We start from the raw sequence: 24,615 nt of genomic DNA on the forward strand, positions 1-24,615 counted from the left end.
CAGATCAGTATACCCGAATGCATCGCGGCTGGCACCGGTTACCGGTCAGTTAGCTGATATCGCTCACACGGCGATAGACAACCGGCGTCTCAGCCGGGGCGGAATCACCGAGCACCAGCGCGGCTTTGACCGCCGCGGCGGCCTGCTGCCATTTGTCTTCGCTGCTGGCGTGAATGATCGCCAGTGGACGCTGCGCATCGGCACGTTCGCCCAGGGTGATCATGTCGCTTAAGCCGACGCTGTAATCAATGCTGTCGCTGGCACGCTGACGTCCGCCGCCCATTGCCACCACCGCCAGACCCAGCGCACGGGTATCCATGCTGCTGACGATGCCTGGCTGGTCGGCATACACCGGCTTGCTCAGCATCGCCTGCGGCAGATAAGCGTCGTAGCGTTCAACAAAATCGGCAGGTCCCTGCTGGGCAGCGACCATACGACCAAATACCTCGGCTGCTTTGCCGTTATCCAGCACCGTCATCAGCTTCTGACGCGCTTCGGTGTCGCTGGCGGCCAGTTTGCCGGAGACCAGCATTTCGCTGCAGAGCGCCAGCGTCACTTCCAGCAGGCGCGGATTCCGCTCTTCGCCGGTCAGGAAGCGAACCGCTTCACGCACTTCCAGCGCGTTACCGGCTGAGGAGGCGAGAACCTGGTTCATATCCGTCAGCAGTGCGGTGGTCTGGCAACCTGCGCCATTGGCGACGCCAACAATTGACTGCGCCAGACTTTCTGACGCTTCATAGGTTGGCATAAACGCGCCGGAACCCACTTTGACATCCATCACCAGTGCATCCAGCCCTTCTGCCAGCTTCTTCGCCAGAATCGAGGCGGTAATCAGCGGGATCGAATCGACGGTGGCGGTGATGTCACGCGTGGCGTAGAAACGCTTATCCGCCGGTGCCAGCGAGCTGGTCTGGCCGATAATCGCCACACCCACCTGCTTGATGATCTCGCGGAAGCGGTCATCGCTCGGGAAGATATCGAAGCCCGGAATCGCTTCCAGTTTATCCAGCGTGCCGCCGGTATGGCCAAGGCCACGACCCGAGATCATCGGAACATATCCGCCGCAGGCCGCTACCATCGGCCCTAACATCAGCGACGTCACATCGCCGACGCCGCCGGTCGAGTGCTTATCCACCACCGGGCCATTGAGATTAAGTGATTTCCAGTTCAGTACCGTACCGGAATCACGCATCGCCATAGTCAGCGCGACCCGCTCAGGCAGCGTCATGTCGTGGAAATAGATGGTCATCGCCAGCGCGGCAATCTGACCTTCCGAGACGGTGTTATCACGCACGCCATTGATGAAGAAGCGAATCTCCTCTTCAGTCAGCGCATGGCCGTCACGTTTTTTGCGAATAATTTCTTGTGGCAGGAACAAGGTAACCCCCTGGTTCAGGGAAATCAGGATGGGGAACAGGCGGTCAGCGACCGCCTGAAGGATCAGTAACCCGCTTTGCTGGTGTCGCTGTCATGACCCAGGGTGTTGAGCAGGCTCGCCAGCAGGCTTGAAGCACCAAAGCGGAAATGACGCGCATCGGCCCAGTCGGCACCCAGCGTCTCTTCCGCCATTTTCAGATAGATAGCGGCATCTTCAGCGGTGCGCACGCCACCAGCGGGCTTAAAGCCAACCTGCTGGCTGACGCCTTTATCACGGATCACGTTCATCATGATCTGCGCCACTTCAGGCGTGGCGTTAACCGGCACTTTACCGGTAGAGGTTTTGATGAAATCGGCACCGGCATCAATGGCAATCTCAGAGGCCTGACGGATCAGCGCTTCCTGCTTCAGTTCACCGGTTTCGATGATCACTTTCAGCAGCACATCTGCTTCGGCACAGGCGGTTTTACAGGCTTTCACCAGATCGAAACCGACCTGACTGTTACCGGCGATCAGCGCACGATACGGGAACACCACATCCACTTCATCGGCACCGTAGGCGATAGCGGCGCGGGTTTCTGCCAGCGCAATATCAATGTCGTCATTGCCGTGCGGGAAGTTAGTCACCGTGGCGATGCGGATCTCCGGGGTGCCCTGCTCGCGCAGCGTTTTACGGGCAATCGGAATAAAACGCGGATAGATACAGATTGCGGCGGTGTTGCCTGCCGGGGATTTGGCCTGATGACACAGGGCGATCACTTTTGCGTCGGTGTCGTCGTCATTCAGGGTGGTTAAATCCATCAGTTTCAGGGCGCGCAGGGCAAGGTCTTTGATATCGGTCATGAGGCTCTCCAAAGGATCGGGGTGCAACCCACCGGCTCGCCGGCGGAATGTTATAATAATAACACTCTGGTGCGGCCTGATATGTGCCAGGAGTCACATAGGAATAAGAAATTAGTGCAACATTGCCACGTTTACTGTGACTAACATTACAGATAACAGGGCTTGGTGGTTATTATACGCCAGCGGGTGCAATGTTACTATTATCACATTTAAGCGCGAAGGCTGCAGGTCGGGTGAGACGCGGGCGATCAGTTGCGCAGCGCCGGGAAAGCGGGATCGAGCTGAAATAGCTGCTGACTGTTGTGCCACAGCGCATCGGCAATCTCCTCAGGTGACTCTTCACGCAGGCTGCAGAGCACCTCCCACACCTGACGCGCCCGCTCCGGACGATTAGGCTGGCCCTGAAAGCCCTGCAGCGGCATATCGGGTGCATCGGTTTCCAGCAGCAGCGAAGAGAGCGGCAGCTGCGCCACGGTCTGACGGGTTTTGCTGGCGCGTTCATAGGTAATGGTCCCGCCGATGCCAATCGCATAACCCAGCTTAATAAAGGCCTGCGCCTGCTGCAGACTGCCCGCAAAACCATGCACCACGCCACGGCGCGGCAGATCGTAACGACGCAGAATCTGCGCCAGTTTGTCATGAGTGCGGCGCGAATGCAGGATCACCGGCAGCTGATACGCTTTCGCCAGCTTAAGCTGCGCCTCAAGAAAGCGTTGCTGTTTATCAAACTGCGGATCGTCGCGATAGAGATCCAGCCCGATCTCGCCGATCGCCACCAGCTTAAGCGGCCGCTGTTGCAGTAAGGTTTCCAGCTGGTCGAGATGGGCCTCCTGATGATTTTCGATGACGATTGGATGCAGGCCCAGCGCGGCATAGAGCGCCGGTTGCGCCGCGGCTAACGCGCAGACCCGCTCAAAGCGGCTGGCATCGATCGCCGGAACGATAATCTTTTGCACGCCCGCTTCTGCAGCACGTGCCAGGCTGCCAGAGATATCCCCTTCAAACGGCGGGAAATCGAAGTGGCAGTGCGTATCGATAAACTTCATGCCAGCGATCCTTTGTCGTAATCAGCATCATTATCCGCCAGCGGCGGTGTGATGATGAGGCGGGTATCGGGTGCATTGGCTACCGGAGCAGGCGGCGTAACGATACGCGCCGTGGTCATCGGTTCCGCATCGCTCAGCCACTGGCCCAGCGTGGCGAGGAAATAGCGACCACAACGCCGTCCCAGATGATAATCCTGATTCAGTGAAGCGATGCGGCTCCCCAGCGCACTGCTGGCCAGCGCATGCGGCGGAAAGATTTCGATAATGCGCAAATCATCGGGAGGATTCTCAATGAACTGCTGAATTTCCCGATAGCTCTGTTCATGCTTATTCAGCACGTTGATCATCGGCTGCAGTGCGCCGGTGCTGAGCCAGCGTTCCATTCGCTTAAACCATTTCGGGGTATAGAACATCTGCGACGGCACGGTGCGGATCACCACAATGGTATCAGCGCCACGGCGGGCGGCTTCACGCACCGGAATCGCATCGCTGATGCCGCCATCGAGATAGCTGATCCCTTCCAGACTGACCCCCAGCCGGTAAAAACCGGGAATGGCACTGGAGGCTTTGATCAGATCCAGCCAGTTATCGGCGGTCGGGTTGAAGTAGCCAGGCGTGTAGTCGTCACTGCGGCAGGCGCACATATAAAACTCGCGGCCGCTGGAGAACAGCTGCTCCGCGCTGCTCATCGCCAGCGGAAATTCACTGCGGGTAATATCTATCAGCCAGTCGAGGTCGATCAGATTGCCACCACGCACAAAGCGCAGCGGATCAAAAAAGAGTTTACTGGTGGTATAGCGGGTAATCACACGTCGGGCATAGCCGGGCTGACCACAGACAAAGGCAGAAAGATTTTGTGCACCGGCAGAGGTGCCGAGCATCAGCTGAAAGGGGTTGAATCGGGCACGCTGAAATTCATCTAACACGCCTGCGGTGAAAATGCCGCGTTGACCGCCGCCTTCACAAACCAGCGCAATTTTCTGAGATTTAAACGGAGTCAGGGCCAGAGGTTCAATGGCGCCGAGCGTGACAGGAATGCGTATACCCACTGTGCGAACCTCAAAAAGCGGTTCCGGGTCTGCTGGAGGATCGATCCGTTAAAGACGGCAGCATTCCGGAGAACCAGTCATATGTTCCTTTAACCGGCAGGCCAGCTGGGCTGGCTTACCTTGCAGCGATGTGAAGATGTCCCTCTCTTCACGTCAGTCGCTACAGATGACTGGTCTCCGCTCTATGCTTTGCGTTGCATTACACTGCAGGACTCATCGGCTAAAGCTTTTTACGGCCGGTAAACAGGCTGATGAGGAACAGGATAATACCAACGACGAAGACAACTTTAGCTGCCCATGCTGCTGTGCCCGCTAAACCGCCAAAACCTAACGCTGCAGCGATCAGTGCGATCACCAGAAAAATAATGCCCCAACGAAACATAAGCCTCTCCTTACCCTATTTAAAAATCGAATATTTTAAAATCGATCTGCTTATTTCATCCCCGGATGGGTATCTTTTATTCGTACGGCCACAGAAGTGGCCGTACGCAAGCTTAAGATTTAACCGTCAGGTCATTCTTAACGCTTTTCACGCCTTCAATGGCTTTAGCAATGCTTTCTGCACGATCTGACTGTGCCTGATTAGCAACCTGCCCTGAAAGCTGAACAACGCCGTCTGTGGTCTCAACTTTTACGTTGCGCGACGGAACAATGTCATCCGCTAATAGCTTAGCTTTAATTTCGCTGGTCGTGGCGGTATCGCCCGCATAACCTTTCATTGATGATGCTTTGCTGTCTCTGACGTGTAGTTTGTCACTGACGGATTTAACACCTTCGATTTTCTGCACCACAGCCACAGCCTTCTCAGCCTGATCCTGTGAGGTGACGAAACCGCTTAAGGTCACGACGCCGCTATGCGTTTTTACCGAGATATCCGTGCTTTTAATTGCGTCATCATCTACCAGCGCCGCTTTGGCTTTGGCGGTGATGCCGCTGTCATCCATATAACCATCGACTTTTTTCATAGAACTATCGATTTTTGAACCCGCGCTGTCGGCTGTCTGTGACGCTTTCTGCGACATTGATTCGTCAGCCAGTGCGCTGCCGCTGATCAGTGCTGAGCCAATCATGGCGGCCATCAGGGTTTTAGCAATCTTAGTCTTGTTCATCGATATCTTCCTTCTATCAGTTAACTCACCCAAAAACTGTGGGCGCAACAGAGGCACAGGTGCCGCTGCGTTACAGGACGTAAGGACAAGAGAAGTCTCTTCCGCCGTCCGATAGAGTAATCATAGACGGCATTTTGCAATTTGCCTGGCTAACTGGTTGATCACACGTCAAAACAGAAGAAAAACGGGGTTTTTAGGAGGAGTCTGGAAGGAGGAAAACAGGGCCACTCCCAGCTGGAATGGCCCGGAAACAGGCGATTAGTGCTCGCGCGTTTTGCGGAAACGGACGTCAGGGTAACGTTCCTGCGTAATATTAAGATTAACCATGGTTGGCGCGATATAAGTCAAATTATTGCCGCCATCGAGCGCCAGGTTAACTTCGTTTTTACGCTGGAAGTCCTCAAACTTTTTCGCGTCGCTGCATTCAACCCAGCGCGCCGTAGAGACGTTGATCGCTTCGTAGATCGCTTCGACGTTATATTCGCTTTTCAGACGGGCAACCACCACATCGAACTGCAGCACCCCGACCGCGCCCACGATCAGATCGTTGTTATGCACCGGACGGAACACCTGTACCGCACCCTCTTCAGACAGCTGAACCAGCCCTTTAAGCAGCTGTTTCTGCTTCAGCGGATCGCGCAGACGAATACGGCGGAACAGCTCTGGCGCGAAGTTCGGAATACCGGTGAACTTCATGTTTTCACCCTGAGTAAAGGTGTCGCCAATCTGAATGGTGCCGTGATTATGCAGGCCGATGATATCGCCAGGATACGCTTCTTCAACGTGCGAACGGTCGCCCGCCATAAAGGTCAGAGCGTCGGAGATCACCACATCTTTGCCGGTGCGCACCTGACGCAGCTTCATCCCTTTTTCATATTTACCGGACACCACACGCATAAAGGCCACGCGGTCGCGGTGTTTCGGGTCCATGTTGGCCTGGATCTTAAACACGAAGCCGGTGAACTTCTCTTCTTTCGCTTCTACCGTGCGGGTGTCGGTGTCACGCGGCATCGGACGCGGCGCCCATGCCACCAGGCCATCCAGCATATGGTCAACGCCAAAGTTACCCAGCGCGGTGCCGAAGAAGACCGGCGACAGTTTGCCGCTCAGGAAGGCTTCCTGCTCAAACTCGTGCGATGCGCCCTGTACCAGCTCCAGCTCTTCACGCAGCTGTGCCGCCAGATCGTCACCGACTGCGGTGTCGAGGTCCGGGTTGTTCAGCCCCTTCACGATGCGCACATCCTGAATGGTATGGCCTTTACCGGTCTGGTAGAGATAGGTCTCATCTTTGTAGAGGTGATAAACCCCTTTGAACAGCTTGCCGCAGCCGATAGGCCAGGTGATCGGTGCGCAGGCAATTTTCAGCTCGCTTTCCACCTCATCCAGCACTTCCATCGGGTCGCGGATGTCACGGTCAAGTTTGTTCATAAAGGTCAGGATCGGCGTATCGCGCAGTCGGGTAACTTCCATCAGCTTACGGGTACGATCCTCGACGCCTTTAGCGGCATCAATCACCATCAGACAGCAGTCAACCGCGGTCAGCGTACGGTAGGTATCTTCCGAGAAATCTTCGTGACCCGGGGTATCCAGCAGGTTCACCAGGCTATCGCGATAGGGGAACTGCATCACCGAGGTGGTAATGGAGATACCACGCTGTTTCTCCATCTCCATCCAGTCCGACTTAGCGTGCTGGTTAGAGCCACGGCCTTTTACCGTACCGGCGGTCTGGATAGCCTGTCCGAACAGCAACACTTTTTCGGTAATGGTGGTTTTACCGGCATCCGGGTGCGAAATGATCGCGAAGGTGCGGCGGCGTGCCACCTCTTCTAAAAAGGGATTAGACATGGAATTCTTCTCAATAGGCAGCGCAACTTACTGGCGCTGCTGATAAATCACGGTGGCCGGCAGAACCTTACCGGCGGGTAAACGGTGCCAAAAACGATCTTTCATCGTTGGCGGGTCAGCGCGAAGTTACATTGGCGTGAATTCCGGTTACCTGGTCAGCTTTAAGGCGGCATAGCATACAATATTTTGCGCGCGCGGCCTACAGGGAGAGGGGCAGGATTTCAGGGGCGGGGAATCGGGGAACGCTGGATGCCACAACAAAGCGGGACGGGTCTGCACCCGCCCCGCCGCCATTATCCCAGCACCTTTCTGACGCAGGCTTTAAAGATCTGCACACCAACCTCCAGCGAGTCGAGATCAAAATGCATGTCGGGATGATGCAATCCGGGCGTCAGGTTGGTGCCCAGCCCCCAGAAGCCCGCTTTTACACCCGGACGCTTCACCGGATAGTAGAAAAAGTCCTCGCTGCCTGGCGTGGTCCGGGTTGACAGCGCGCCCTCTTCGCCCAGCACCTCGACGATCGCGGCGCGTATCACCGCCGTCGCCTCATCATCAATCTCGGCGGCGGGCATCTCTTTTAATACGCGGACCTCGGCACTGGCACCCAGTGCCGCCACGCTGTGAGTAATGGCGCGCGTGACCTGCTCTTTCAGCAGCGTCATCGGCCCGTTCTCCTGCGAACGCAGATCCCAGACTACGCGGGCTTCATCCGGCACCGAGTTGGTGACACCGGCGTCGCACAGGAAGCGGGTCGCTTTGACGCTCCAGGTCAGGCCGGGCGAGAGATGGATGGCGTTGACCGCCTGAACCGCCTGTACGGCAGCATCCAGCGCATTCACCCCCAGGTGCGGACGCGCCGCATGGGCGGGCTGGCCTTTGATGGTCGCTTCCAGCGTGCTGCAGGCTGAGTAGAGCACCGCAGGCACCGCCTGGCCGACCACGCACTCCTCCAGCGGACGCAGATGGAACCCCAGAATCATCTCCACATCATCCAGTGCGCCACCTTCGATCATTGAGAGCGCACCGGCGCCCAGCTCCTCGGCGGGCTGGAACAGGATCTTCAGCCGGCCACGTTTCACCGCGCCCTCCTGCAGCAGAGCCGTCGCCGCCGTCAGCACGACCGAAGAGTGACCGTCGTGACCGCAGGTGTGGCGCGCACACGGCACGCCATCAATGATGTGCCCCAGCGCATCCATATCCGCGCGCAGCGCCAGCACCGGACCCGGCACACCGCTGTCGATCTCGGCCACAATGCCCGTGGTGTTATTGATATTGCGCGTCACCTTCAGGCCCGCTTTCTCCAGCTGATCGGCGATGTAGGCCGAGGTTTTCACCTCCTGAAAACCCAGCTCCGGAATTTCGTGCAAATAGTGGTAATGCTCTAATACCTTAGACACAGCGTTACTCCTGAATAAACAGACGCATAACAGACATTGCGATCAGCGCGTTGATGATGCTCACCAGCATCAGCAGCGGCCAGTATTTTTTTGGCACATCGGCCACGCCCAGCAGCCGTCCCATATATTGCAGCTGCGATCCCATCAGGAAAATCGCCGGGGCCAGAATCGTGATATCCGCGCCGGTCAGCAGCCCTTTGGTCAGCAGACTCACCGCTACGCCGGTACCCGCCGACGATGAGAGCCAGGCGGTGAGCAGCACCGTAATTGCCTCACCCGGCAGCCCGAACAGCCCCATCACTGGCGCAAAAACGTGCCCGAGAAACTGCATGATGCCGAGCAGATTGAGCACTTCTGCCAGCACATAGGCCATCACCACATTTGGCATCAGGTTGTGAATGGCGATGTGAAAGCCTTTACGCGCGCCGGTCACAAACACATCAAAGGGATTACTGCTGGTCGTGATTTTATTTTCCATCGGCGAAATCCTTTTTATAAACACTGTTTAACACAGCGCGCGTTATCGCCGCACCGACAAATTTCAGCACGAACATTAATAACAGCGGAATAATAATCGGCAGCGTCATTGAGGCGAATAGCGCGGAGCCGATGGCGAAATAATTATTGATTAAGCCGGCACCGGAATATTGCCAGGCACTCATCACCACCACCTCTTTTTTACCGATCTGATTCTGGTCGGCCATCTCTTTGGTTAATGCCGCGCCCGCGTCGGTACTTTGCAGGTCGGTGATTAACGCCAGACCGCAATGGCCCGGCAGCCCCATCAGCGGCTTAAGCAGCGGCGTCAGCAACCGATGCGCCGCGCGAATCGCGCCGTAGTGGGTGAAGATTTCCAGCACGCCCAGCGCCAGCATCACCGTGGGCGTCAGCGACAGCGCAAACAGGAAACCCGCTTTGGCACTGAGTCCGCCTGCGCCAAGAAAGGTGTTGCTGGCGGGATCTTTCATGGTGCCAAAGCTGCCGCCCAGCGTGGTGAAGTCAAAGGCGCCCAGCCATGAAAGACCCTCGACGTTATAAAACAGCCCTGAGAAAAACAGGATGGCAAAAATTAACGCGACATAACTGCCTTTGGTCGCCGTCATTTTTACCGGACTAACCACACTTTCATCTGACATTATTTTCTCCTGATAACCTGGCTTGCCGCCTGTTCCCTGCCGTGGCAAGTTTCAATATATGGAACTGAGTTCTAAGCATGATTTATGCCAGAGCCGATTGGCGCGCGATGATTAATGGCCCTGCTGTCACCACCGGGCGTTTAATCCACGACATGACTGTTATGGCTCTGCGAAATATCTTTTTCTGACGGCAACGTGATATTTCCGGCGCGTTATCAGATGACCGCTATTTCTCCAGCTTCAGCGGCGATTGCACCAGCAGGATAGCGACCGGGCGCACTATCATGGTGCTGAAACCCTGATTTTGTTGCCCGATAAGGAGTGATGCAGAATGAGAATCGCTCGCATTCAATTTGCGAAATAATTCTATTTAAATCAATCAGATAAATTGGCTGTTTTTGCGGAAAAGCCTTCGCTTTACTAACATATTTGATGCATAATTCACCGACTATACCTGTTTATTTAACATCTTCTTAAAAGGACTCGGCCATGCTGACTGCTGAAATGACTGGGCGTTTAAACGACCAGCTGAACCTGGAATTTTTCTCTGCCAATCTTTATCTGCAAATGAGCGCCTGGTGCAGCGACAAAGGCTTTGAGGGTGCCGCTTCCTTCCTGAAGATGCATTCACGCGAAGAGATGCAGCATATGCAGCGTCTTTTTGATTACCTGAGCGATACCGGCGGCATGCCGGTGCTGGGTACCATCGCTGCGCCGCCAGTCTCTTTCACCTCGCTGAATGAAATTCTGCAGCAGGCGCTGGAGCATGAGCAGCTGATCACCAGCAAAATCAATGAACTGGCCCATGCTGCCATGACCTCACAGGATTACTCTACCTTCAACTTCCTGCAGTGGTATGTCGCCGAGCAGCATGAAGAAGAGAAACTGTTCAAAACCGTGCTGGATAAACTGGCGCTGGTCAGCAACAGCGGCAACGGTCTGTTCCTGGTCGATAAAGATCTGGGCCGCATGAGCACCGAGAACCACGCAGAATAATGTTTATCGGCCCCTTTTCGGGGCCGATCTTATTGCCGTCTTGCTGACACCACTGCACCGCTATTCCAGCCGGTAACTCGCGGCTTTCCCGCCATTCACCCACAGTTCACGGCTTTCCCCCGCAGGCAGTAACAGCGCGATCTCCCGCCAGGCTGGCTGGTAATCTCCACGTTTTTCCACCGTCAGGTCGATACGCGTGGCGCTGCTGCAGAGCGTCCAGCGAAGCCATAGCGCATTCCCCTGTTGCCAGCCGTGGCTCTCGCCATCGTCATCAAACATTTCGCCTTGAGTCTGCACGCCTTCGGGGGCAGGCCATAGCTGCCATTGCCGCACCGTATCGCGCCGCGCATCGGTGGTGCTTTCGCACTCGCCCAGCGGGATCACCGCACCGGCCCTTACCAGCAGCGGCAGCCGATCCAGCGGCGCATCCAGCGTGATGGTCTCGCCGCCCGCAAACGCCTTGCCGCTGTGCCAGTCATACCAGCCGCCGCGGTTACGGGGCAGATAGACTTCACGACTGCGCGCGCCCTGCTCCACTACGCTGGCGACCAGCAGATCGCGCCCCAGCATAAAGTCATCACACTCCTGATAGGTCAGCGGATCCTGCTCGTGATCGAGAAAGGTCGGGCGCAGCATCGGCTCATCTTCCACGCTGGCCTGCCACGCCAGGTTATAGATATAGGGCATCAGGCGATAGCGCAGCCGGATCGCCTCGCGGATCATCGGTGTGACCTCCGGGTACATCCAGGGCTCGTTTACCGTGTGATCGTCATTCCAGGAGTGGATAGTAAAGCGCGGGTGCATAACGCCATTCTGAACCCAGCGCACAAACAGCTCGGCATCCGGCTTATCGCCCGAGAAGCCGCCAACATCGTGCCCGACGTTAAACAGCCCGGAGAGGCTCATCCCCAGTCCCATGCGGATGTTGTAGCGCAGCGTTTGCCAGCTGGTGCGGTTATCGCCGCTCCAGGTCTGTACATAGCGCTGCATCCCGGCGCAGCCGGAACGGGAGATCAGATAAGGGCGTTTGTCCGGTGCAAACTGCTGCTGGGCTTCCATTGAGGCGCGCATCATCAGCAACGGCATTACCGGCCGGATATGCTTGATGGCGATCGGCTGACCAAAACCGTGACAGCGCGCTTCGCCATCCCACACCTCATATTCGTTGTTGTCATTCCAGGTGGAATCGATGCCCTTTTCCAGCAGCTGCCGGGTGACATTCTCCTGCCACCAGCGCACCGCCTGCGGATGAGTGAAGTCGAGGTGCGATCCCTCATCGTCCCAGAACACCGAACGCTCAGGACGATCCTGCTCAGAGTCACGAATAAACAGCCCCTGCGCAGCCACTTCCTGATAGCGCGGATGATCCTGCAGCAGGCAGGGCTTGATGTTGGCCGCCAGCTTCATTCCGGCAGTATGAAACGCGTCGCTAAGCGCATTGGGATTCGGGACTTTGTCGTAGTTCCAGTTGAAAACGTAGCGCTTGTTGTTAATCGAGGTGTAACCCGAAGAGAGCTGGAACGAGTCGCAGGGAATTTCATGCTCGCGACACAGACGGATAAAGGATTGCAGCTGCTGCTGCGCGTCGGGCGCGTCGGTGTAGTGCATGGTGGACCCGCTGTAGCCCAGGCTCCACTTCGGCTGAAACAGGGTGCGACCGGTCAGACGCACAAAGGCTTTGGTGACGTCGAGCAGCGTCGGGCCCAGCATCATGTAGTAATCGAGATCGCCCGCCTCGGCGCGGTAACGGCGATAAGGGAGATGGTAGTTATCCAGCTCATTCCCCAGATCGAGCCAGCTGCTGCTCAGGTTGTCATAGAACAGGCCAAAACTGACGCCATCGCGCTGCGTCAGGGTAAACGGAATATGTTTATAGAGCGGATCGGTGCTGGCGGCGTTGTAGCCCATGGCGTCCAGATTACGCATCTCAAAACGGCGGTTAACGCGGTTCAGGTCGCCGCTCTTCTCGCCCAGGCCATAAACCCGATCCTGCGGCTGGCGACGCTGATAGTGCTCGACCCCGTCGCCGTGTGCATTGAGCAGATAGGCACCGGTGTGACGGTCGGCGGCCAGCGGCTGCCAGCTCTCACCATCAAACTGCTCCCAGCTCAGGCAGAGCGGCTGATGCACCGTAACACGCAGCCGTTGCGTGCTGATGCGCAATTGCTGCGCATCGTGTTCAACCTTAAATGCCGGCAGCGTAAAGCCATCCAGCGCCTCACGATCCCGCCCCTGCCAGGGCACGTCGCTGACAGGCGCAATGCTCCAGGTGCGGTTCAGCGCCAGCTCACCATCGCGCTTCAGCAGCACGCGCATCAGCTTATCCTCCAGCACGTAAAGCCGCAGGAAGTGACGATCTTCGACCTTGAGTTCAACAAAGTGATCGGCCTGCTGATGCAGCGTCCAGTTCTTCAGGGTTTTCATCGCGATATCCTTATGGGTTAGCAGGGCGCTGGCGGCGTTCGGCGACCAGCATCACCAGGAAAACGGCACCAATCAGGTCAAAGAAGCCCATCGCCACAAACAGCGGATTGAAGCCGATGGTATCGGCGGTGACACCGATAATCAGCGAGAAGATAAAGCTGGCGATCCAGGCGCAGGAGCCGCGCATGCCGTTGACCGTGGCCATCTGGCGGCGATCAAAACGCTCCACCACCAGCGCGCTCAGCATGCAGGAGATCACCTGATGGCCGAAGCCACCGACCGAGATCAGGGCGATCGCCAGCCAGGGATCTTTTACCAGCGTCATCAGCGCCAGTGAGACCATCAGCAGTGCGCCGGTCACCGAACTGGCGACGATCGAATTGACGCGGGTGAGACCAAACCAGCGCACATAGATTTTGGTCAGATAGCCGCTGGCAACGCTGCCGAGGTCGGCGGCCAGAAACGGCAGCCAGGCAAACATCACGATCTGCTTGAGATCCATGCCGCGCTCATTGGCCAGATAGAGCGGCACCCAGAAGCTCAGGACCGCCCAGGCGGGTTCGGCCAGAAAAGCCGGGATGGCGATGCCGTAGAATTTCTTCTCTTTACCAATCACTTTCAGCGCGGTGAAGAACGGCAGTTTTTCCCCGATCGCTTCGTTGTCCTGATTAATAAAGGCCCGCTCTTCATCAGAGAGACGAGGATGGCTCTCGGGCGAGTGATAGCCCCACCACCAGAGTGCAACCCACAGCAGGCCCAGCCCGCCGGTCAGCAGAAAGGCGCCCTGCCAGCCAAACGTTATGTGCGCGACATAAATAATCGGTGGTGCCAGCATGGCACCAATCGAAAAGCCGACGCCCGCCCAGCCCGCCGCGACCGGACGCTCCTTTTTCGGAAACCAGTCACCGATCGCTTTGGCGTTCGCGGGCGTTGCCGCCGCCTCAGAGGCGCCCATGACAAAGCGCAGCAATGCCAGATGCAGCCAGCTTCCCGCGCCGGCGTGCAGCAGACAGGTCACCGACCAGATCAGCGCACAGATCAGGAAGCCCATCTTCAGTCCGATCACATCGATCAGCCAGCCGCAGATTGGCTGAAACAGGGTATAGGCCAGCTGAAACGCCGCCACCACCCAGGAGTACTGTTCGGTCGTCATGTGCAGACTGTTTTTAAGTTCCGGTGCCAGAATGCCGAGCGAGTTGCGGGTGATGTAGTTGACGGTTACACCCAGCAGGAACATTCCCAGCATCCACCAGCGTAAATTTTTAATCACGCGCACCGTGCGGGATGCACTGATGGGTTTGGTTGTTGATTCGAGGCTCATTGTGCCACTCCTGATTGCCATTGATGACGCACACCGCCTGCTGGCGTACCGCGTGTCCTGTAACGAACTTAGAAAAGTGCGAAACGTGGGTACAGACACTTTTTTGCAACGCTTTTCATGGCAGGCTGAATCCCGGCAGAAAATGGCACTGAAACGCTTATCTGACGCGATTCAGCAGGTTATGAAAAATTTTTCATTAGCAGATTTGAAGGCGATCACAGAATGAAACAAAGGCTGAAAGTAAGCGAAATTGCGGCACTCAGCGGCGTCTCCATCAGTACGGTGTCGCGGGTGCTGGCGGGTAAAGCCAATACCCGGCCCGCCACCCGTGACAAAGTGCTGGCCGTGGCGCAGCAACAGGGCGTGCTAAACAACCTGCACAGTGGTCGCCTGCTGCTGAATAACCTGATGGTTTTTGCCCCGCCGCGCGCCTTTGATGTACGCAGTGACATCTTCTACTACAAAGTGATTCAGGGGATCAGCCAGGCGGTGGAGCCGCATGAGGTGCGGCTGCGCTACTGCCCGCTGGAGGAGGTGGAAAGTGATGCCGCGCTGTTTATCGACAAGATGCAGCAGACCGAAGCGGCACTGCTGATCGGCATTGATGATGAGCATATTCATCAGCTGGCGGCGGAGATGAACAAACCCTGCGTGCTGATTAACGCCCGCGATCGCCGAATGCGCCTGCCTTCAGTCTCACCCCATCATCAGCTGATTGGTGAATTCTCAGCGCGCTATCTGTTTGAGCAGGGACACCGGCAGATCCTGTCGCTGCATTGCTTACGCCGCTACACCATGGAGCAGCGATTGCAGGGGGTGCGCGACGCCTGGCATGCCATGAACCTGCGGTTTGACAGCCGCCAGCATCTGCTGACCCTGAACAGCTTCAGCAGCAATGAAGCGGCGGAACGGCTGAGTGAATATCTGCGCCACTGCCCTGATGCGCTGCGCCCGACCGCAATTCTCGCCAGCGGTGATTACATTGCGGCGGGCGCCGTCACTGCGCTGGAGCAGGCCGGTCTGCGGGTGCCGCAGGATATTTCGGTGATGAGTATGGATGGCTTTAACCTGGCCGCAATCCACGATATTCCGCTGACCTCGGTGCAGGTGCCGCGTGATGAACTGGGCGCAGCGGCAGTGAGAATGTTGCAGGAGATGCGCCTGAATCCAGGCACACCCACCGGCAGCCTGCTGCTGAATGGCAGGCTGGTGGTGCGCGAGTCGGTGCGGCGCATTCGCGATAATCTCAGCCATGCGCCGGTCCAGCAGCATGGCCTCTATGATTAACACGGTATGGATTAACACGGTATGGATTAACCCGGCGCGGGTTAACCCAGCGTTTTCAGCCGCAGTTCCGACGGCTGAGGCCGTCCGAACAGGAAGCCCTGGAACAGGGTACAGCCCTCATCGCGCAGCTTAGCGAACTGCTCATCGCTCTCCACCCCTTCGGCAGTAATCTGGATATCCAGACTGCGACTCATGCCGGTGATGGCGCGGATAATCGCCAGCGCCTCGCGGCTGTCACCCATATCATTGATAAAGGATTTGTCGATTTTGATTTTGTCGAACGGGAAAGATCGCAGATAGCTCAGCGACGAATAGCCGGTGCCGAAATCATCCAGCGCAATCTGCACGCCCAGCGCCTTGAGATTTTGCAGGGTACGGATATTACCCAGCGAATCATCCAGCAGCACCGATTCGGTGATCTCAACCTCCAGCCGCGCCGGATCGAGACCCGACTCTTTCAGCGCGCCTTCCACCACCGGTACCAGCGAGCTGTTTTTAAACTGCAGCGGTGAGAGGTTGACCGAGACCGACTGCTCCCCTTCCCAGCTCGCCGCTTCGCGACACGCTTCATAGAGTGCAAACGCCCCCAGCATATGGATCAGGCCGGTCTCTTCAGCGATCGGGATGAAGTCGTTGGGCATGATCAGCCCACGAACCGGATGATGCCAGCGCATCAGCGCCTCATAGCCAATGATGGTACGGTTATCGCCGTTGGTGATGGGCTGATAGTAGAGCCGCAGATGCCCGCCGCTAATCGCATCGCGCAGATCGTTTTCAATCAGGCGTCGACTGCGCGCCACATCGTCCATCTCCAGCGTGAAATGCTCATAACGGTTGCGACCGTTGCGTTTGGCTTCATACAGCGCCATGTCCGCACAGCGCAGCAGCTGCTCCGGCGTATTGGTGATGGTGGTGCTGAGCGCAATCCCCACGCTGAGCCCGACCGACAGATTATGGCCTTCAACGTTGACCGGCGGGCGAATCGCCTCAATCAGGCGCTGCGCCACAATGCTCGCCTCTTCATTACTGGCCACCGAAGGCAGCACGATGGCGAACTCATCGCCTCCGATACGCGCCAGAGTATCCTGGTCACGCAGCACGTTACGCAGACGCTTAGCCACACTGCGCAGCAACTCGTCGCCAATCTGGTGGCCCAGCGCATCGTTCACATTTTTAAAGTTATCGAGATCAAGGCAGAGCGCGGCAGTCTGACGCTGTATCTGACCGGCAGTGCGCAAGGCTTCACTCAGACGCTGGCGGAACAGAATGCGGTTCGGCAGGCTGGTGAGATTGTCGTGGTGCGCCATATGGTGAATACGGGCATCAGCGGCGCGCTGGTCAGTGACATCTTCCACCAAGAGCATCAGGTAGTTACGTCGCGCATCCTGACCGTTAATCGCAGTGGCGCGGGTATGCAGAATGCGTTCGCCGCTGGCGGTCATCAGCAACTGCTCACGTTCATGCATGCCCTCACTGCGCAGCGCAACATCCGCCAGATTATTAAAGTAATCGCTGAGTTCGGGCGACATACATTCGTGCGGGCGCTTGTTGACGATCAGCGATTTCGACAGGCCAAACAGCTGCTGAGTGCGGTCGTTAACCAGCAGGATCTCGCGGGTGATCGCATCTTCAACAATCACGCAGGAGGGAATGTTGGCGATGATATTATCCAGGAATTTAGAGAGCGCGGTTTTCTGGGTGCTCTGGGCTTCAGCCAGATCCCTGGCGCGCAGCACCTGCTGCTCCTGCTCACGGCGTTCCGTGCGGTCGCGGGTGATCTTAGCGAAGCCAACCAGCTTGCCGTCATCATCGTGGATCGCGTCGATGACCACATGCGCCCAGAAGGCGCTGCCATCTTTGCGGTAGCGCCAGCCCTCATCTTCAAAACGGCCGGTCTTAAGCGCGATACCGAGATTCGCTTCCGGGATGCGATTCAGCCGCTCCTGGGAACTGTAAAACAGCGAGAAGTGCTGACCCACCACTTCATCCGCTTTGTACCCTTTGGCACGCTGCGCACCGGCATTCCAGTTCACCACCACGCCATCGACATCGAGCATATAGATGGCGTAATCGGTGACCCCTTCTACCAGCAGACGGAAACGCTGCTCCTGCTCCCGTTGCTGACTGCGGACGCGCTGCTGTTCGGTGCAGTCGCGGGTGATTTTAGCGTAGCCCAGCAGCTTACCCTGATCGTCGCGGATCGTGTCGATCACCACATGCGCCCAGAAGGCGCTGCCATCTTTGCGGTAGCGCCAGCCCTCATCTTCAAAGCGGCCGGTGCGATAAGCGGTTTGCAGGTTCTGCTCCGGGACACGGTTCAGGCGATCCTGTGCGCTGTAGAAGCGGGAAAAATGCTGGCCGACAATCTCTTCCGCCACATAGCCTTTGGCGCGCTGTGCCCCGGCATTCCAGTTCACCACGTTACCGTCATGATCGAGCATATAGATAGCGTAATCGGTAACGCCCTCCACCAGCAGGCGGAAGCGCATCTCCTGCTCCCGCTCTTTGCGCTGCTGCTCCTGCTGCTGAGTACAGTCGCGGGTTATACAGGCGTATCCCACCAGCAGACCGGCGTCATTGCGTATCGGGTCGATCGTCTCGTGTGCCCAGAAAGCACTGCCATCTTTGCGATAGCGCCAGCCTTCGCTTTCATGGTGTCCGGCAGTGGCAGCCATATCCAGCCCACGCTGCGGCAGGCCCCGGCGGCGATCTTCTTCGCTATACAACAGGGCAAAGCTGCAGCCAATCATCTCGTCTGGCGTATAGCCTATCGTGCGCTGAGCACCCTGATTCCAGCTGCCGATGATACCGTCAGGTTTTAGCATAGTGATGGCGTAATCATTCACGCTTTGTACCAGCATGCGATAGATGACCTCAGAGTTATTATCCATTGTGATTAGCCTGCTGCTCTGTAGCCGGATGACGGCTTAGGAATGTTCTTAATAGCGTGCGCAGACTACAGCCGAAAAGAGCTGAGATGACAAGCGCATTAAGAAGATTAATCAGTGTTTATAAGGGGTTTATCGGCAGCGGCGAGTAAATGTTCAATGACTCCGCGGTGGCGGCGCGTCAGGCGACCCGCTCCCAGCGCGAGGAGAGCGAATAACGGTGCTGCCAGCAGAGCATTGCCGGACTTTGGCTCGTCAGCTGCTGGCACTCTTGCGGCGCGACAAACGCCGGGATCACTTTCTGGGCCGCCGTCTGTCTGATCAGCGCCAGCTGATCGTCGAGCGGCGGATGCACATTCCACGGCAGCCAGCGTGCCATGCCGGATTGCAGCATCTCAAAGGCACGGGTGCCGCTGGAAACGTGACTGCTGAAGATCAGACGAAAGTCGGGCTGATGGCTGAGCTGCGCCGCCAGCCCGCTGTCAGCCACCGCATCCGCCGCGACAATTACCGTATCCGGTCGCCAGTGGTCGGGTGTTGCGACGCGCAATAACTGGGCCAGCGCCAGCATCGCCGCGGCGGGCAGGCTGTTGAGCGCCAGCAACTGCGCCACCTCTTCGCGCACCTGGGGACACATCACCACCGGCAGCCCGCGAGCGCTGAGCTGCAGCGCCATCTCAGGGCCGCGCCCGTGCAGCGGCGCGGTGACCACGGCGCCCCCTTGTGCCGCCAGGGCCAGCGCGTCGATCTGCTGCGCCAGTCGCTGATTGCGGTCGCCATAGGAACCATCGGTAATCAACAGCCGTGTGCGTGGCGGGCAATCAAACGGCAACAGCAGCGATTCGCGACTCCAGTCGCCCATATAGGTGATGCCACCCGCAATCGGCAGATGAAACCAGATCGATCCTGGCGAATGCCCGCTGCGACCGGTAAAGAGATTCAGCGGCCCCAGCGCGCACTGGCCGCGCAATGGCAGGATGCGTCGCGCCTGAGCCGGAACGCCAGCCTCGCCCAGCTGCTGCCAGGTAATCTCACTGGCATAGACCGGCGGTGAACCGATGTCGGCCCAGCTATCCAGCGCCGCCGCGTGATCCACATGGGAATGGGTCAGGCAGAGCGCATCGACCTGGCCGATGGCGTCCATTGCGGGCCGGACGCCCGGCTCCGGCCCGGCACCTAAATCCCATAACAGACGATATCCCTCTATCTCCAGCAGGAAAGCGGCAGGCAGTTTTCCGCCGACGCCGCTGATCACCGTCAGGCTTGCCATGGCAGGACTCCCTGCGGCAGACGGCGCGTCAGTCGTGAGGCCAGCAGCATTAAGCCCAGCACGATCCCAATCATCAGGCATCCGACCGCCGCCGCCAGCGGCGCCGATCCGCCTTCGTCCAGGAAAATAATGGTCGGGCCAAGCGTCTGGGTTTGCGCGGTAACCAGCAGCACTGAAACCTGTATTTCATTCAGCGCGGTGAGGAACACCAGCAGCGCACCGGCCAGCACAGAAGGTGCCGCCAGCGGCAGCAGGATGTCAGTCATCCGCCGCATCAGACCCGCGCCGCATAAGCGCGCCGCCTCATCCAGTGACGGTTCGATTTGCGCGAACCCGGCCAGCGTCGGCCTTAACACCAGCGCCAGGAAATTGGCCAGATAGGCCGCGAGAATAATCCACACCGTTCCGTAAAGGGAAAATCCCAGCAGCGGCAGCGGTCGCAGGAAAAACAGCATCGCCGCCACGCCGGTGACAATGCCGGGCAGCGCATAGGTCAGCTCACTGGCGAATCCCAGCCCCCGCACCAGCCGGGTACGATGCCAGCTGAGAAAGAAAGCCAGGAACAGTGCCATGACGCTGAGCAGCAGCGCCGTCAGGCCGGTGAGCCACAGGCTGGTAAAGAACGCCTGCCGTATCGCCGGATAGCCCCATAGCGCCTGCTGAAAATTCTCCAGCGTCAGGGTTTGCCAGTTCAGAGCCTGACCGAAACCGCGGGTTAAGGCGGTGGTCAGCAGGGCGCTGAGCGGCAGTAGCAAGGTGATCACCATCCACAGCCAGGCGATGATTTCGCCCGGCAGTCGCGCGCGCCGCAGCGGCTGGTGCCAGGGTCGTGGCGATCCGCTGACCCGGACATCGCGTCGTCCGCCCAGCCAGCCGCTAATCAGCATCCCGGCGAGGGTGATCAGCGCAATCAGCATCGAGTAGACGGCGGTATTGGGCAGCGCACCGGGGCCGAGGGTATTGAGCTGCTGATAAACCAGCGTAATCAGCGTCGGCACCCGCGCCGGAATACCCAGCATCGCCTGGATACCGAAATTCCCGACCGCAGCGACAAACGCCAGCGCCGCCCCGGCGAAGATCGCGGGGCGCGCCAGCGGCAGGATCACCGTGAACAGAATCTGCCGGGGTGATGCGCCGCTGATGCGGGCCGCCTCCACCAGTTCGGCGGGGAGTCGACGCAGGCCAGCCCGCACCGTGAGGAACACCAGCGGCGCATTGTGCAGACCCAGCAGCAGTACCATGCCGGTCGCGGAATAGAGCGGTTGCTGACCGGGTGCCAGCCATGTCCCGCCCAGCGCATTCACCGCAGTGGCCAGCAGACTGCCCGGTGCCAGCGCCTGTATCCAGGCCAGCGCAGTCACCTGCGGCGGGATCATCAGCGGCAGGATAAAGGCAAATACCCAGGCCGCTTTGGCACGCAAATCGGTGAGCGCCACCAGCCAGGCGGCCACCGTTCCCAGCAGCAGCGACATCAGCGTTGCGCTGATGCCGATCGCCAGGGTATTCAGCGTGGCACTGAGCACCCGCCGGCTGGTCAGCAATCTCAGCAGGCGATCGCTATCCAGTATGCCATCCGGTGCCAGCGCGGTTCCCATCAGCCGGGCAAAGGGTGCCACCGACAGCAGGCCGATCACCAGCACCAGTATGCCCAGCACCAGCGGTTCCGCCCGCCATCTGCGATGCCTGGCGGCCTGGCCTCTTCGCCATTCGTTACCCAGCACGCTCACGATCAGCCGCCAAACAGTTCAGTAAAGGTTTCGCGGACCTGAGCATCCTCGGCCACCGCTTGTGCCACATCCGGCGTCAGCAGCGTGATTTGCTCAATCGGCGCAAAGCCACCGGGTGCCGCCACGCGGGCATCGACCGGCCGGTTGCCCTGCTTCGCCACCAGCTGCTGTCCCGCTTCCGACAGCATGAAATCAACAAAGGCTTTGGCGGCCGGCAGATTATGCGCCGACTTCATGATCGCCACCGGCTCGGTCACATAGGAGACGCCCTCCTGCGGATAGACCAGATCGATGGGCGATCCCTGCTTTTTGGCGCGGATAATATCGGCATCCGTGATCACGCCATACTTATCCATGCCGCTGGCAACCGCTTTCAGCGCCGGTCCATTGCCGCCCTGTGGCGCAATGCCGATAGCGGCCAGTTGCTGATAGAACGCCCAGCCTATCGACGGGGTATGGATATCGGTATGCAGCTTATAGAGCGCCGCACCGGAATAGAGGGGACTGGGGACCGCAATCTGGCCTCTGTTTTCTTCTACTGCCAGCGCTTTCCAGCTACTGACCGGCTTCGCACGCTGGGTGTTATAGGCGATCACCGTGGCGATAATTTTGGTGCCGAAAAAGGTTTTATCCGCATCGTAATAGGCAGGCTTCAGGTGGCTGACCGGGGCGGCCGGATATGAATAGAGCTGCCCCTCTTTCTTGAGCGCGCCCAGATTGATCGCGTCGGCCACCAGCAGCACATCGGGTTTGACCTGGCCGCTCATCATCTCCGTGCGCAGCACGTTCATCAGTTGAGTGGTGCCGTTGCGGGTCCACTCCACCTCCACCGCCGGATACGCGGCCTTAAACGCATCGATGGTCTGTTGCGCAATTTCAGGTGCCTGCGACGTGTAAACCACCAGCTTGCCGCCGGGCGCGTCGGCCGCCTGCAACAGGGTTGAGGCCGCCAGGCCCGAGAGCAACAACAGCGCGTGAAGCGGAGTACGAAAAGCCGTTTTCATGGTTTCTGAAACCCTTTATGCAGGAAGAATCCAGCCGTCATCGACGGCGACGCCGACGGTGTCATCCACCGCCAGTAATGCAGCATCATTAAGCGTCAGCGACAGGCTGACATCCGGTTGATTAAGCGGTCGAAGGTTGATCTGATGGTAGCCACCGCGAAAGATGATGCGCTCAACGCGGGCGGCAAACTGCCGCTCTCCCTCAGCGGCGAGGTGAAAACTGACGCTGTGGAAGCTGGCTTTGCCGTGCGGCAGCGGGCGCTGGTGAGGCGAGCAGCGCAGCAAAACCCGCAGCCCACAGAGCGTGGCGGTTGCCTGACCCGGATCGAGCGGCTCAATGTCGCTGACCGGCAGCACCCGCCCCTCATCAATAAAGGTCGCCACCATCTCATTAGCCGGTTCGCGCCACAGGGTCTGCGGGCTGGCGAACTGCATCACTCTGCCGTGTTCGAGCACTACGATGCGGTCGGCCAGTGCCATCGCTTCGCGTTGATCGTGGGTGATATAGAGTAAGGTGGCGCCGCTGTGGCGATGGAAGCGGCGGAACTCCTCTTCCATGGTGGCGCGCAGATGGACATCAAGGTTAGCCAGCGGCTCATCCAGCAGCACCAGCGTCGGCCGTGCCACCAGGCAGCGTGCCAGCGCCACGCGCTGGCGCTGACCGCCGGAGAGATCGGCGGGTCGGCGGTCGGCGAAGCGATCCAGCCCGACCAGCGTCAGGGCCTGGGTGGTGCGCAGTTCGCGTTCTGCGCGCGCCACACCGTTCACCTTCAGGCTGTAGCCGACGTTCTCCGCGACCGTCATATGCGGCCACAAAGCGTAGTTCTGGAACACCACGCCGAGCTCGCGGGCTTCCGGCGGCAGGTGCAGCCCGTCTGCGGCAACCTGACGCTCACCGATGCGGATTTCACCGCTGTCGAGCGTTTCAAAGCCGGCCAGCAGGCGCAGCAGGGTGGTTTTGCCGCAGCCAGAAGGCCCAAGAACGGCGACAAACTCGCCCTGGTTAATCTGTAACGAAATCGCGTCCAGTACCGGCTGCGCGCCGAACGCTTTGCTCAGTCCGGTTAACGATATTGCCGCCATCTTACTCTGCCTTTGCCGTTAACATGCTGGGCAAAACGCTACGACAGTTTGATGACAGCCCGGTGACAGCCAGGCTTACGGGACGCGAAAGCCGGGCTGGCGGAGCGGCATCGGGGCGTGCTCGCCCCGTGGCTTACTGCTGGGCGGTGAGCGCCGCAATCGGCTGCCAGATCTCGGTTAATGCGCCCTCTTTGCCGGTAAAGGGATCCTGCGTCGGTAACGGCACTTTTTTCACCTGCTCCTGGGCCATTTTCAGCTTCGCGGGCTCATCGCGCAGTGTCTCCGGCGACATCCCGTGCGGATAGGCACCTATCACCATAAAATCTTCGCTGGCGCTGACCTGCCGATGGCCGACACCCGCCGGAATCAGGACTGCATCGCCTGCGCGCAGGGTCACCATCCGGCCACTGTCGCCGCCAAACAGCACTTCCGCCCAGCCTTCAGCGACGCCCAGCAGTTCATGGGTATTAGGATGATAATGGGTGTATGGGAAGATCGGATAGCGCCAGGCGGGTGGCCAGCCGTTCTCCTCAAAGGTTTTCTCAAACCACGCAGCGATCTCCTCCTCTTCCGGCACCACGCGCGGCCAGATAATCAGAGGTAACGGGTTATTGGGTACACCGCCCGACGGGCTGGCGAGCATCAGATGCTGAGGATTGTCAGAGGCCCCGGCCGAGAAGGTGCCAGCGGCAAAGGACATCATTAATAGCAGACTGGAGGATGAGGCACGCATACAGGTTCTCCGATGTTTTTCTAAGTGTGGCAAACCCGCGGTACAATGCAATGTGCGCCAGACGACACAATTGAGATAAT

21 protein-coding genes are annotated in these 24,615 nt (G+C 58.4%); 3 read left to right on the forward strand and 18 right to left on the reverse strand.

Annotated elements, in window-relative coordinates:
- Nucleotides 1-49: 49 nt before the first annotated feature.
- The 10 genes from deoA to HFD95_RS14720 form a co-directional block, all read right to left on the reverse strand.
- Nucleotides 50-1,378 carry a thymidine phosphorylase gene (deoA, locus tag HFD95_RS14675; protein WP_060681058.1) on the reverse strand — a complete coding sequence of 443 codons (1,329 nt, stop codon included), beginning with the start codon at nucleotides 1,376-1,378 and terminating at the stop codon, nucleotides 50-52.
- A gap of 62 nt (nucleotides 1,379-1,440) precedes the next feature.
- A complete protein-coding gene (deoC, locus tag HFD95_RS14680) occupies nucleotides 1,441-2,220 on the reverse strand; it encodes a deoxyribose-phosphate aldolase (RefSeq protein WP_010248957.1) in 780 nt (259 codons plus the stop codon).
- Nucleotides 2,221-2,468: 248 nt separating this feature from the next.
- A complete protein-coding gene (locus HFD95_RS14685; RefSeq protein ID WP_167430407.1) occupies nucleotides 2,469-3,266 on the reverse strand; it encodes a TatD family hydrolase in 798 nt (265 codons plus the stop codon).
- Nucleotides 3,263-4,315 (reverse strand): patatin family protein, encoded by a 1,053-nt coding sequence (locus tag HFD95_RS14690; protein WP_010248962.1) that lies wholly within the window; start codon nucleotides 4,313-4,315, stop codon nucleotides 3,263-3,265. The genes HFD95_RS14685 and HFD95_RS14690 overlap by 4 nt, the downstream gene beginning before the upstream one ends.
- Before the next feature lie 220 nt (nucleotides 4,316-4,535).
- Complete coding sequence (locus HFD95_RS14695; RefSeq protein ID WP_003848537.1) at nucleotides 4,536-4,697, reverse strand: DUF1328 domain-containing protein; 162 nt, start codon at nucleotides 4,695-4,697, stop codon at nucleotides 4,536-4,538.
- 112 nt (nucleotides 4,698-4,809) lie between these two features.
- Nucleotides 4,810-5,424 (reverse strand): molecular chaperone OsmY, encoded by a 615-nt coding sequence (gene osmY, locus HFD95_RS14700; RefSeq protein ID WP_010671097.1) that lies wholly within the window; start codon nucleotides 5,422-5,424, stop codon nucleotides 4,810-4,812.
- Between the two features lie 258 nt (nucleotides 5,425-5,682).
- Nucleotides 5,683-7,269, reverse strand: coding sequence for a peptide chain release factor 3 (gene prfC, locus HFD95_RS14705; RefSeq protein ID WP_010671098.1), 1,587 nt, complete (start codon nucleotides 7,267-7,269; stop codon nucleotides 5,683-5,685).
- A gap of 293 nt (nucleotides 7,270-7,562) precedes the next feature.
- Nucleotides 7,563-8,666 carry a M20 peptidase aminoacylase family protein gene (locus tag HFD95_RS14710; protein ID WP_167430408.1) on the reverse strand — a complete coding sequence of 368 codons (1,104 nt, stop codon included), beginning with the start codon at nucleotides 8,664-8,666 and terminating at the stop codon, nucleotides 7,563-7,565.
- A 4-nt stretch (nucleotides 8,667-8,670) separates the two neighbouring features.
- On the reverse strand, nucleotides 8,671-9,144 hold the full coding sequence (locus tag HFD95_RS14715) for a YjiG family protein (protein ID WP_010248980.1): 474 nt from the start codon (nucleotides 9,142-9,144) through the stop codon (nucleotides 8,671-8,673).
- On the reverse strand, nucleotides 9,134-9,802 hold the full coding sequence (locus HFD95_RS14720; RefSeq protein ID WP_010671100.1) for a nucleoside recognition domain-containing protein: 669 nt from the start codon (nucleotides 9,800-9,802) through the stop codon (nucleotides 9,134-9,136). Before HFD95_RS14720 ends, HFD95_RS14715 begins: the two co-directional genes overlap by 11 nt.
- 489 nt (nucleotides 9,803-10,291) lie before the next feature.
- On the opposite strand from HFD95_RS14720, the gene ftnA reads away from it, so the two are divergent.
- Nucleotides 10,292-10,798 carry a non-heme ferritin gene (ftnA, locus tag HFD95_RS14725; protein WP_010248984.1) on the forward strand — a complete coding sequence of 169 codons (507 nt, stop codon included), beginning with the start codon at nucleotides 10,292-10,294 and terminating at the stop codon, nucleotides 10,796-10,798.
- A 60-nt stretch (nucleotides 10,799-10,858) separates the two neighbouring features.
- On the opposite strand, the gene HFD95_RS14730 is transcribed toward ftnA, so the two are convergent.
- Both HFD95_RS14730 and HFD95_RS14735 read right to left on the reverse strand, forming a co-directional pair.
- A complete protein-coding gene (locus HFD95_RS14730; RefSeq protein WP_045139626.1) occupies nucleotides 10,859-13,222 on the reverse strand; it encodes a TIM-barrel domain-containing protein in 2,364 nt (787 codons plus the stop codon).
- 10 nt (nucleotides 13,223-13,232) lie between these two features.
- On the reverse strand, nucleotides 13,233-14,543 hold the full coding sequence (locus HFD95_RS14735) for an MFS transporter (RefSeq protein WP_010248988.1): 1,311 nt from the start codon (nucleotides 14,541-14,543) through the stop codon (nucleotides 13,233-13,235).
- On the opposite strand from HFD95_RS14735, the gene HFD95_RS14740 reads away from it, so the two are divergent.
- Together HFD95_RS14740 and HFD95_RS14745 are read left to right on the forward strand one after the other, a co-directional pair.
- The gene (locus tag HFD95_RS14740) at nucleotides 14,515-14,769 is read left to right on the forward strand and encodes a hypothetical protein (RefSeq protein ID WP_167430409.1); all 255 of its coding nucleotides are present in this window, start codon (nucleotides 14,515-14,517) and stop codon (nucleotides 14,767-14,769) included. The two genes, HFD95_RS14735 and HFD95_RS14740, sit on opposite strands and share 29 nt — an antisense overlap.
- Nucleotides 14,766-15,830 (forward strand): LacI family DNA-binding transcriptional regulator, encoded by a 1,065-nt coding sequence (locus HFD95_RS14745; RefSeq protein WP_010248992.1) that lies wholly within the window; start codon nucleotides 14,766-14,768, stop codon nucleotides 15,828-15,830. The genes HFD95_RS14740 and HFD95_RS14745 overlap by 4 nt, the downstream gene beginning before the upstream one ends.
- A gap of 41 nt (nucleotides 15,831-15,871) precedes the next feature.
- On the opposite strand, the gene HFD95_RS14750 is transcribed toward HFD95_RS14745, so the two are convergent.
- The 6 genes from HFD95_RS14750 to HFD95_RS14775 all read right to left on the reverse strand — a co-directional run bounded on the left by HFD95_RS14750 (nucleotide 15,872) and on the right by HFD95_RS14775 (nucleotide 24,535).
- On the reverse strand, nucleotides 15,872-18,721 hold the full coding sequence (locus HFD95_RS14750) for a bifunctional diguanylate cyclase/phosphodiesterase (RefSeq protein WP_167430410.1): 2,850 nt from the start codon (nucleotides 18,719-18,721) through the stop codon (nucleotides 15,872-15,874).
- Nucleotides 18,722-18,899: 178 nt separating this feature from the next.
- A complete protein-coding gene (locus HFD95_RS14755; protein WP_167430411.1) occupies nucleotides 18,900-19,988 on the reverse strand; it encodes an MBL fold metallo-hydrolase in 1,089 nt (362 codons plus the stop codon).
- Nucleotides 19,976-21,715, reverse strand: a complete 1,740-nt coding sequence (locus tag HFD95_RS14760) for an iron ABC transporter permease (protein ID WP_167430412.1) — start codon at nucleotides 21,713-21,715, stop codon at nucleotides 19,976-19,978. The genes HFD95_RS14755 and HFD95_RS14760 overlap by 13 nt, the downstream gene beginning before the upstream one ends.
- Before the next feature lie 2 nt (nucleotides 21,716-21,717).
- The gene (locus HFD95_RS14765; protein ID WP_010248999.1) at nucleotides 21,718-22,719 is read right to left on the reverse strand and encodes an ABC transporter substrate-binding protein; all 1,002 of its coding nucleotides are present in this window, start codon (nucleotides 22,717-22,719) and stop codon (nucleotides 21,718-21,720) included.
- A 15-nt stretch (nucleotides 22,720-22,734) separates the two neighbouring features.
- Nucleotides 22,735-23,802, reverse strand: a complete 1,068-nt coding sequence (locus tag HFD95_RS14770; RefSeq protein WP_033769858.1) for an ABC transporter ATP-binding protein — start codon at nucleotides 23,800-23,802, stop codon at nucleotides 22,735-22,737.
- A gap of 133 nt (nucleotides 23,803-23,935) precedes the next feature.
- On the reverse strand, nucleotides 23,936-24,535 hold the full coding sequence (locus HFD95_RS14775; RefSeq protein ID WP_010249001.1) for a cupin domain-containing protein: 600 nt from the start codon (nucleotides 24,533-24,535) through the stop codon (nucleotides 23,936-23,938).
- Nucleotides 24,536-24,615: the final 80 nt, after the last annotated feature.

The sequence above is a fragment of the Pantoea sp. EKM10T genome (assembly GCF_011800685.1).
Taxonomy (GTDB): Bacteria; Pseudomonadota; Gammaproteobacteria; order Enterobacterales; family Enterobacteriaceae; genus Pantoea; species Pantoea agglomerans.

Excerpts from the sequence above, each read along its gene's own strand:
- deoC (WP_010248957.1), bottom strand. The coding sequence starts at position 2,220 with ATGACCGATATCAAAGACCTTGCCCTGCGCGCCCTGAAACTGATGGAT.
- HFD95_RS14685 (WP_167430407.1), bottom strand. The coding sequence starts at position 3,266 with ATGAAGTTTATCGATACGCACTGCCACTTCGATTTCCCGCCGTTTGAA.
- HFD95_RS14695 (WP_003848537.1), bottom strand. The coding sequence starts at position 4,697 with ATGTTTCGTTGGGGCATTATTTTTCTGGTGATCGCACTGATCGCTGCA.
- osmY (WP_010671097.1), bottom strand. The coding sequence starts at position 5,424 with ATGAACAAGACTAAGATTGCTAAAACCCTGATGGCCGCCATGATTGGC.
- prfC (WP_010671098.1), bottom strand. The coding sequence starts at position 7,269 with ATGTCTAATCCCTTTTTAGAAGAGGTGGCACGCCGCCGCACCTTCGCG.
- HFD95_RS14715 (WP_010248980.1), bottom strand. The coding sequence starts at position 9,144 with ATGGAAAATAAAATCACGACCAGCAGTAATCCCTTTGATGTGTTTGTG.
- HFD95_RS14720 (WP_010671100.1), bottom strand. The coding sequence starts at position 9,802 with ATGTCAGATGAAAGTGTGGTTAGTCCGGTAAAAATGACGGCGACCAAA.
- ftnA (WP_010248984.1), top strand. The coding sequence starts at position 10,292 with ATGCTGACTGCTGAAATGACTGGGCGTTTAAACGACCAGCTGAACCTG.
- HFD95_RS14730 (WP_045139626.1), bottom strand. The coding sequence starts at position 13,222 with ATGAAAACCCTGAAGAACTGGACGCTGCATCAGCAGGCCGATCACTTT.
- HFD95_RS14740 (WP_167430409.1), top strand. The coding sequence starts at position 14,515 with ATGGGTTTGGTTGTTGATTCGAGGCTCATTGTGCCACTCCTGATTGCC.
- HFD95_RS14735 (WP_010248988.1), bottom strand. The coding sequence starts at position 14,543 with ATGAGCCTCGAATCAACAACCAAACCCATCAGTGCATCCCGCACGGTG.
- HFD95_RS14745 (WP_010248992.1), top strand. The coding sequence starts at position 14,766 with ATGAAACAAAGGCTGAAAGTAAGCGAAATTGCGGCACTCAGCGGCGTC.
- HFD95_RS14750 (WP_167430410.1), bottom strand. The coding sequence starts at position 18,721 with ATGGATAATAACTCTGAGGTCATCTATCGCATGCTGGTACAAAGCGTG.
- HFD95_RS14755 (WP_167430411.1), bottom strand. The coding sequence starts at position 19,988 with ATGGCAAGCCTGACGGTGATCAGCGGCGTCGGCGGAAAACTGCCTGCC.
- HFD95_RS14765 (WP_010248999.1), bottom strand. The coding sequence starts at position 22,719 with ATGAAAACGGCTTTTCGTACTCCGCTTCACGCGCTGTTGTTGCTCTCG.
- HFD95_RS14770 (WP_033769858.1), bottom strand. The coding sequence starts at position 23,802 with ATGGCGGCAATATCGTTAACCGGACTGAGCAAAGCGTTCGGCGCGCAG.
- HFD95_RS14775 (WP_010249001.1), bottom strand. The coding sequence starts at position 24,535 with ATGCGTGCCTCATCCTCCAGTCTGCTATTAATGATGTCCTTTGCCGCT.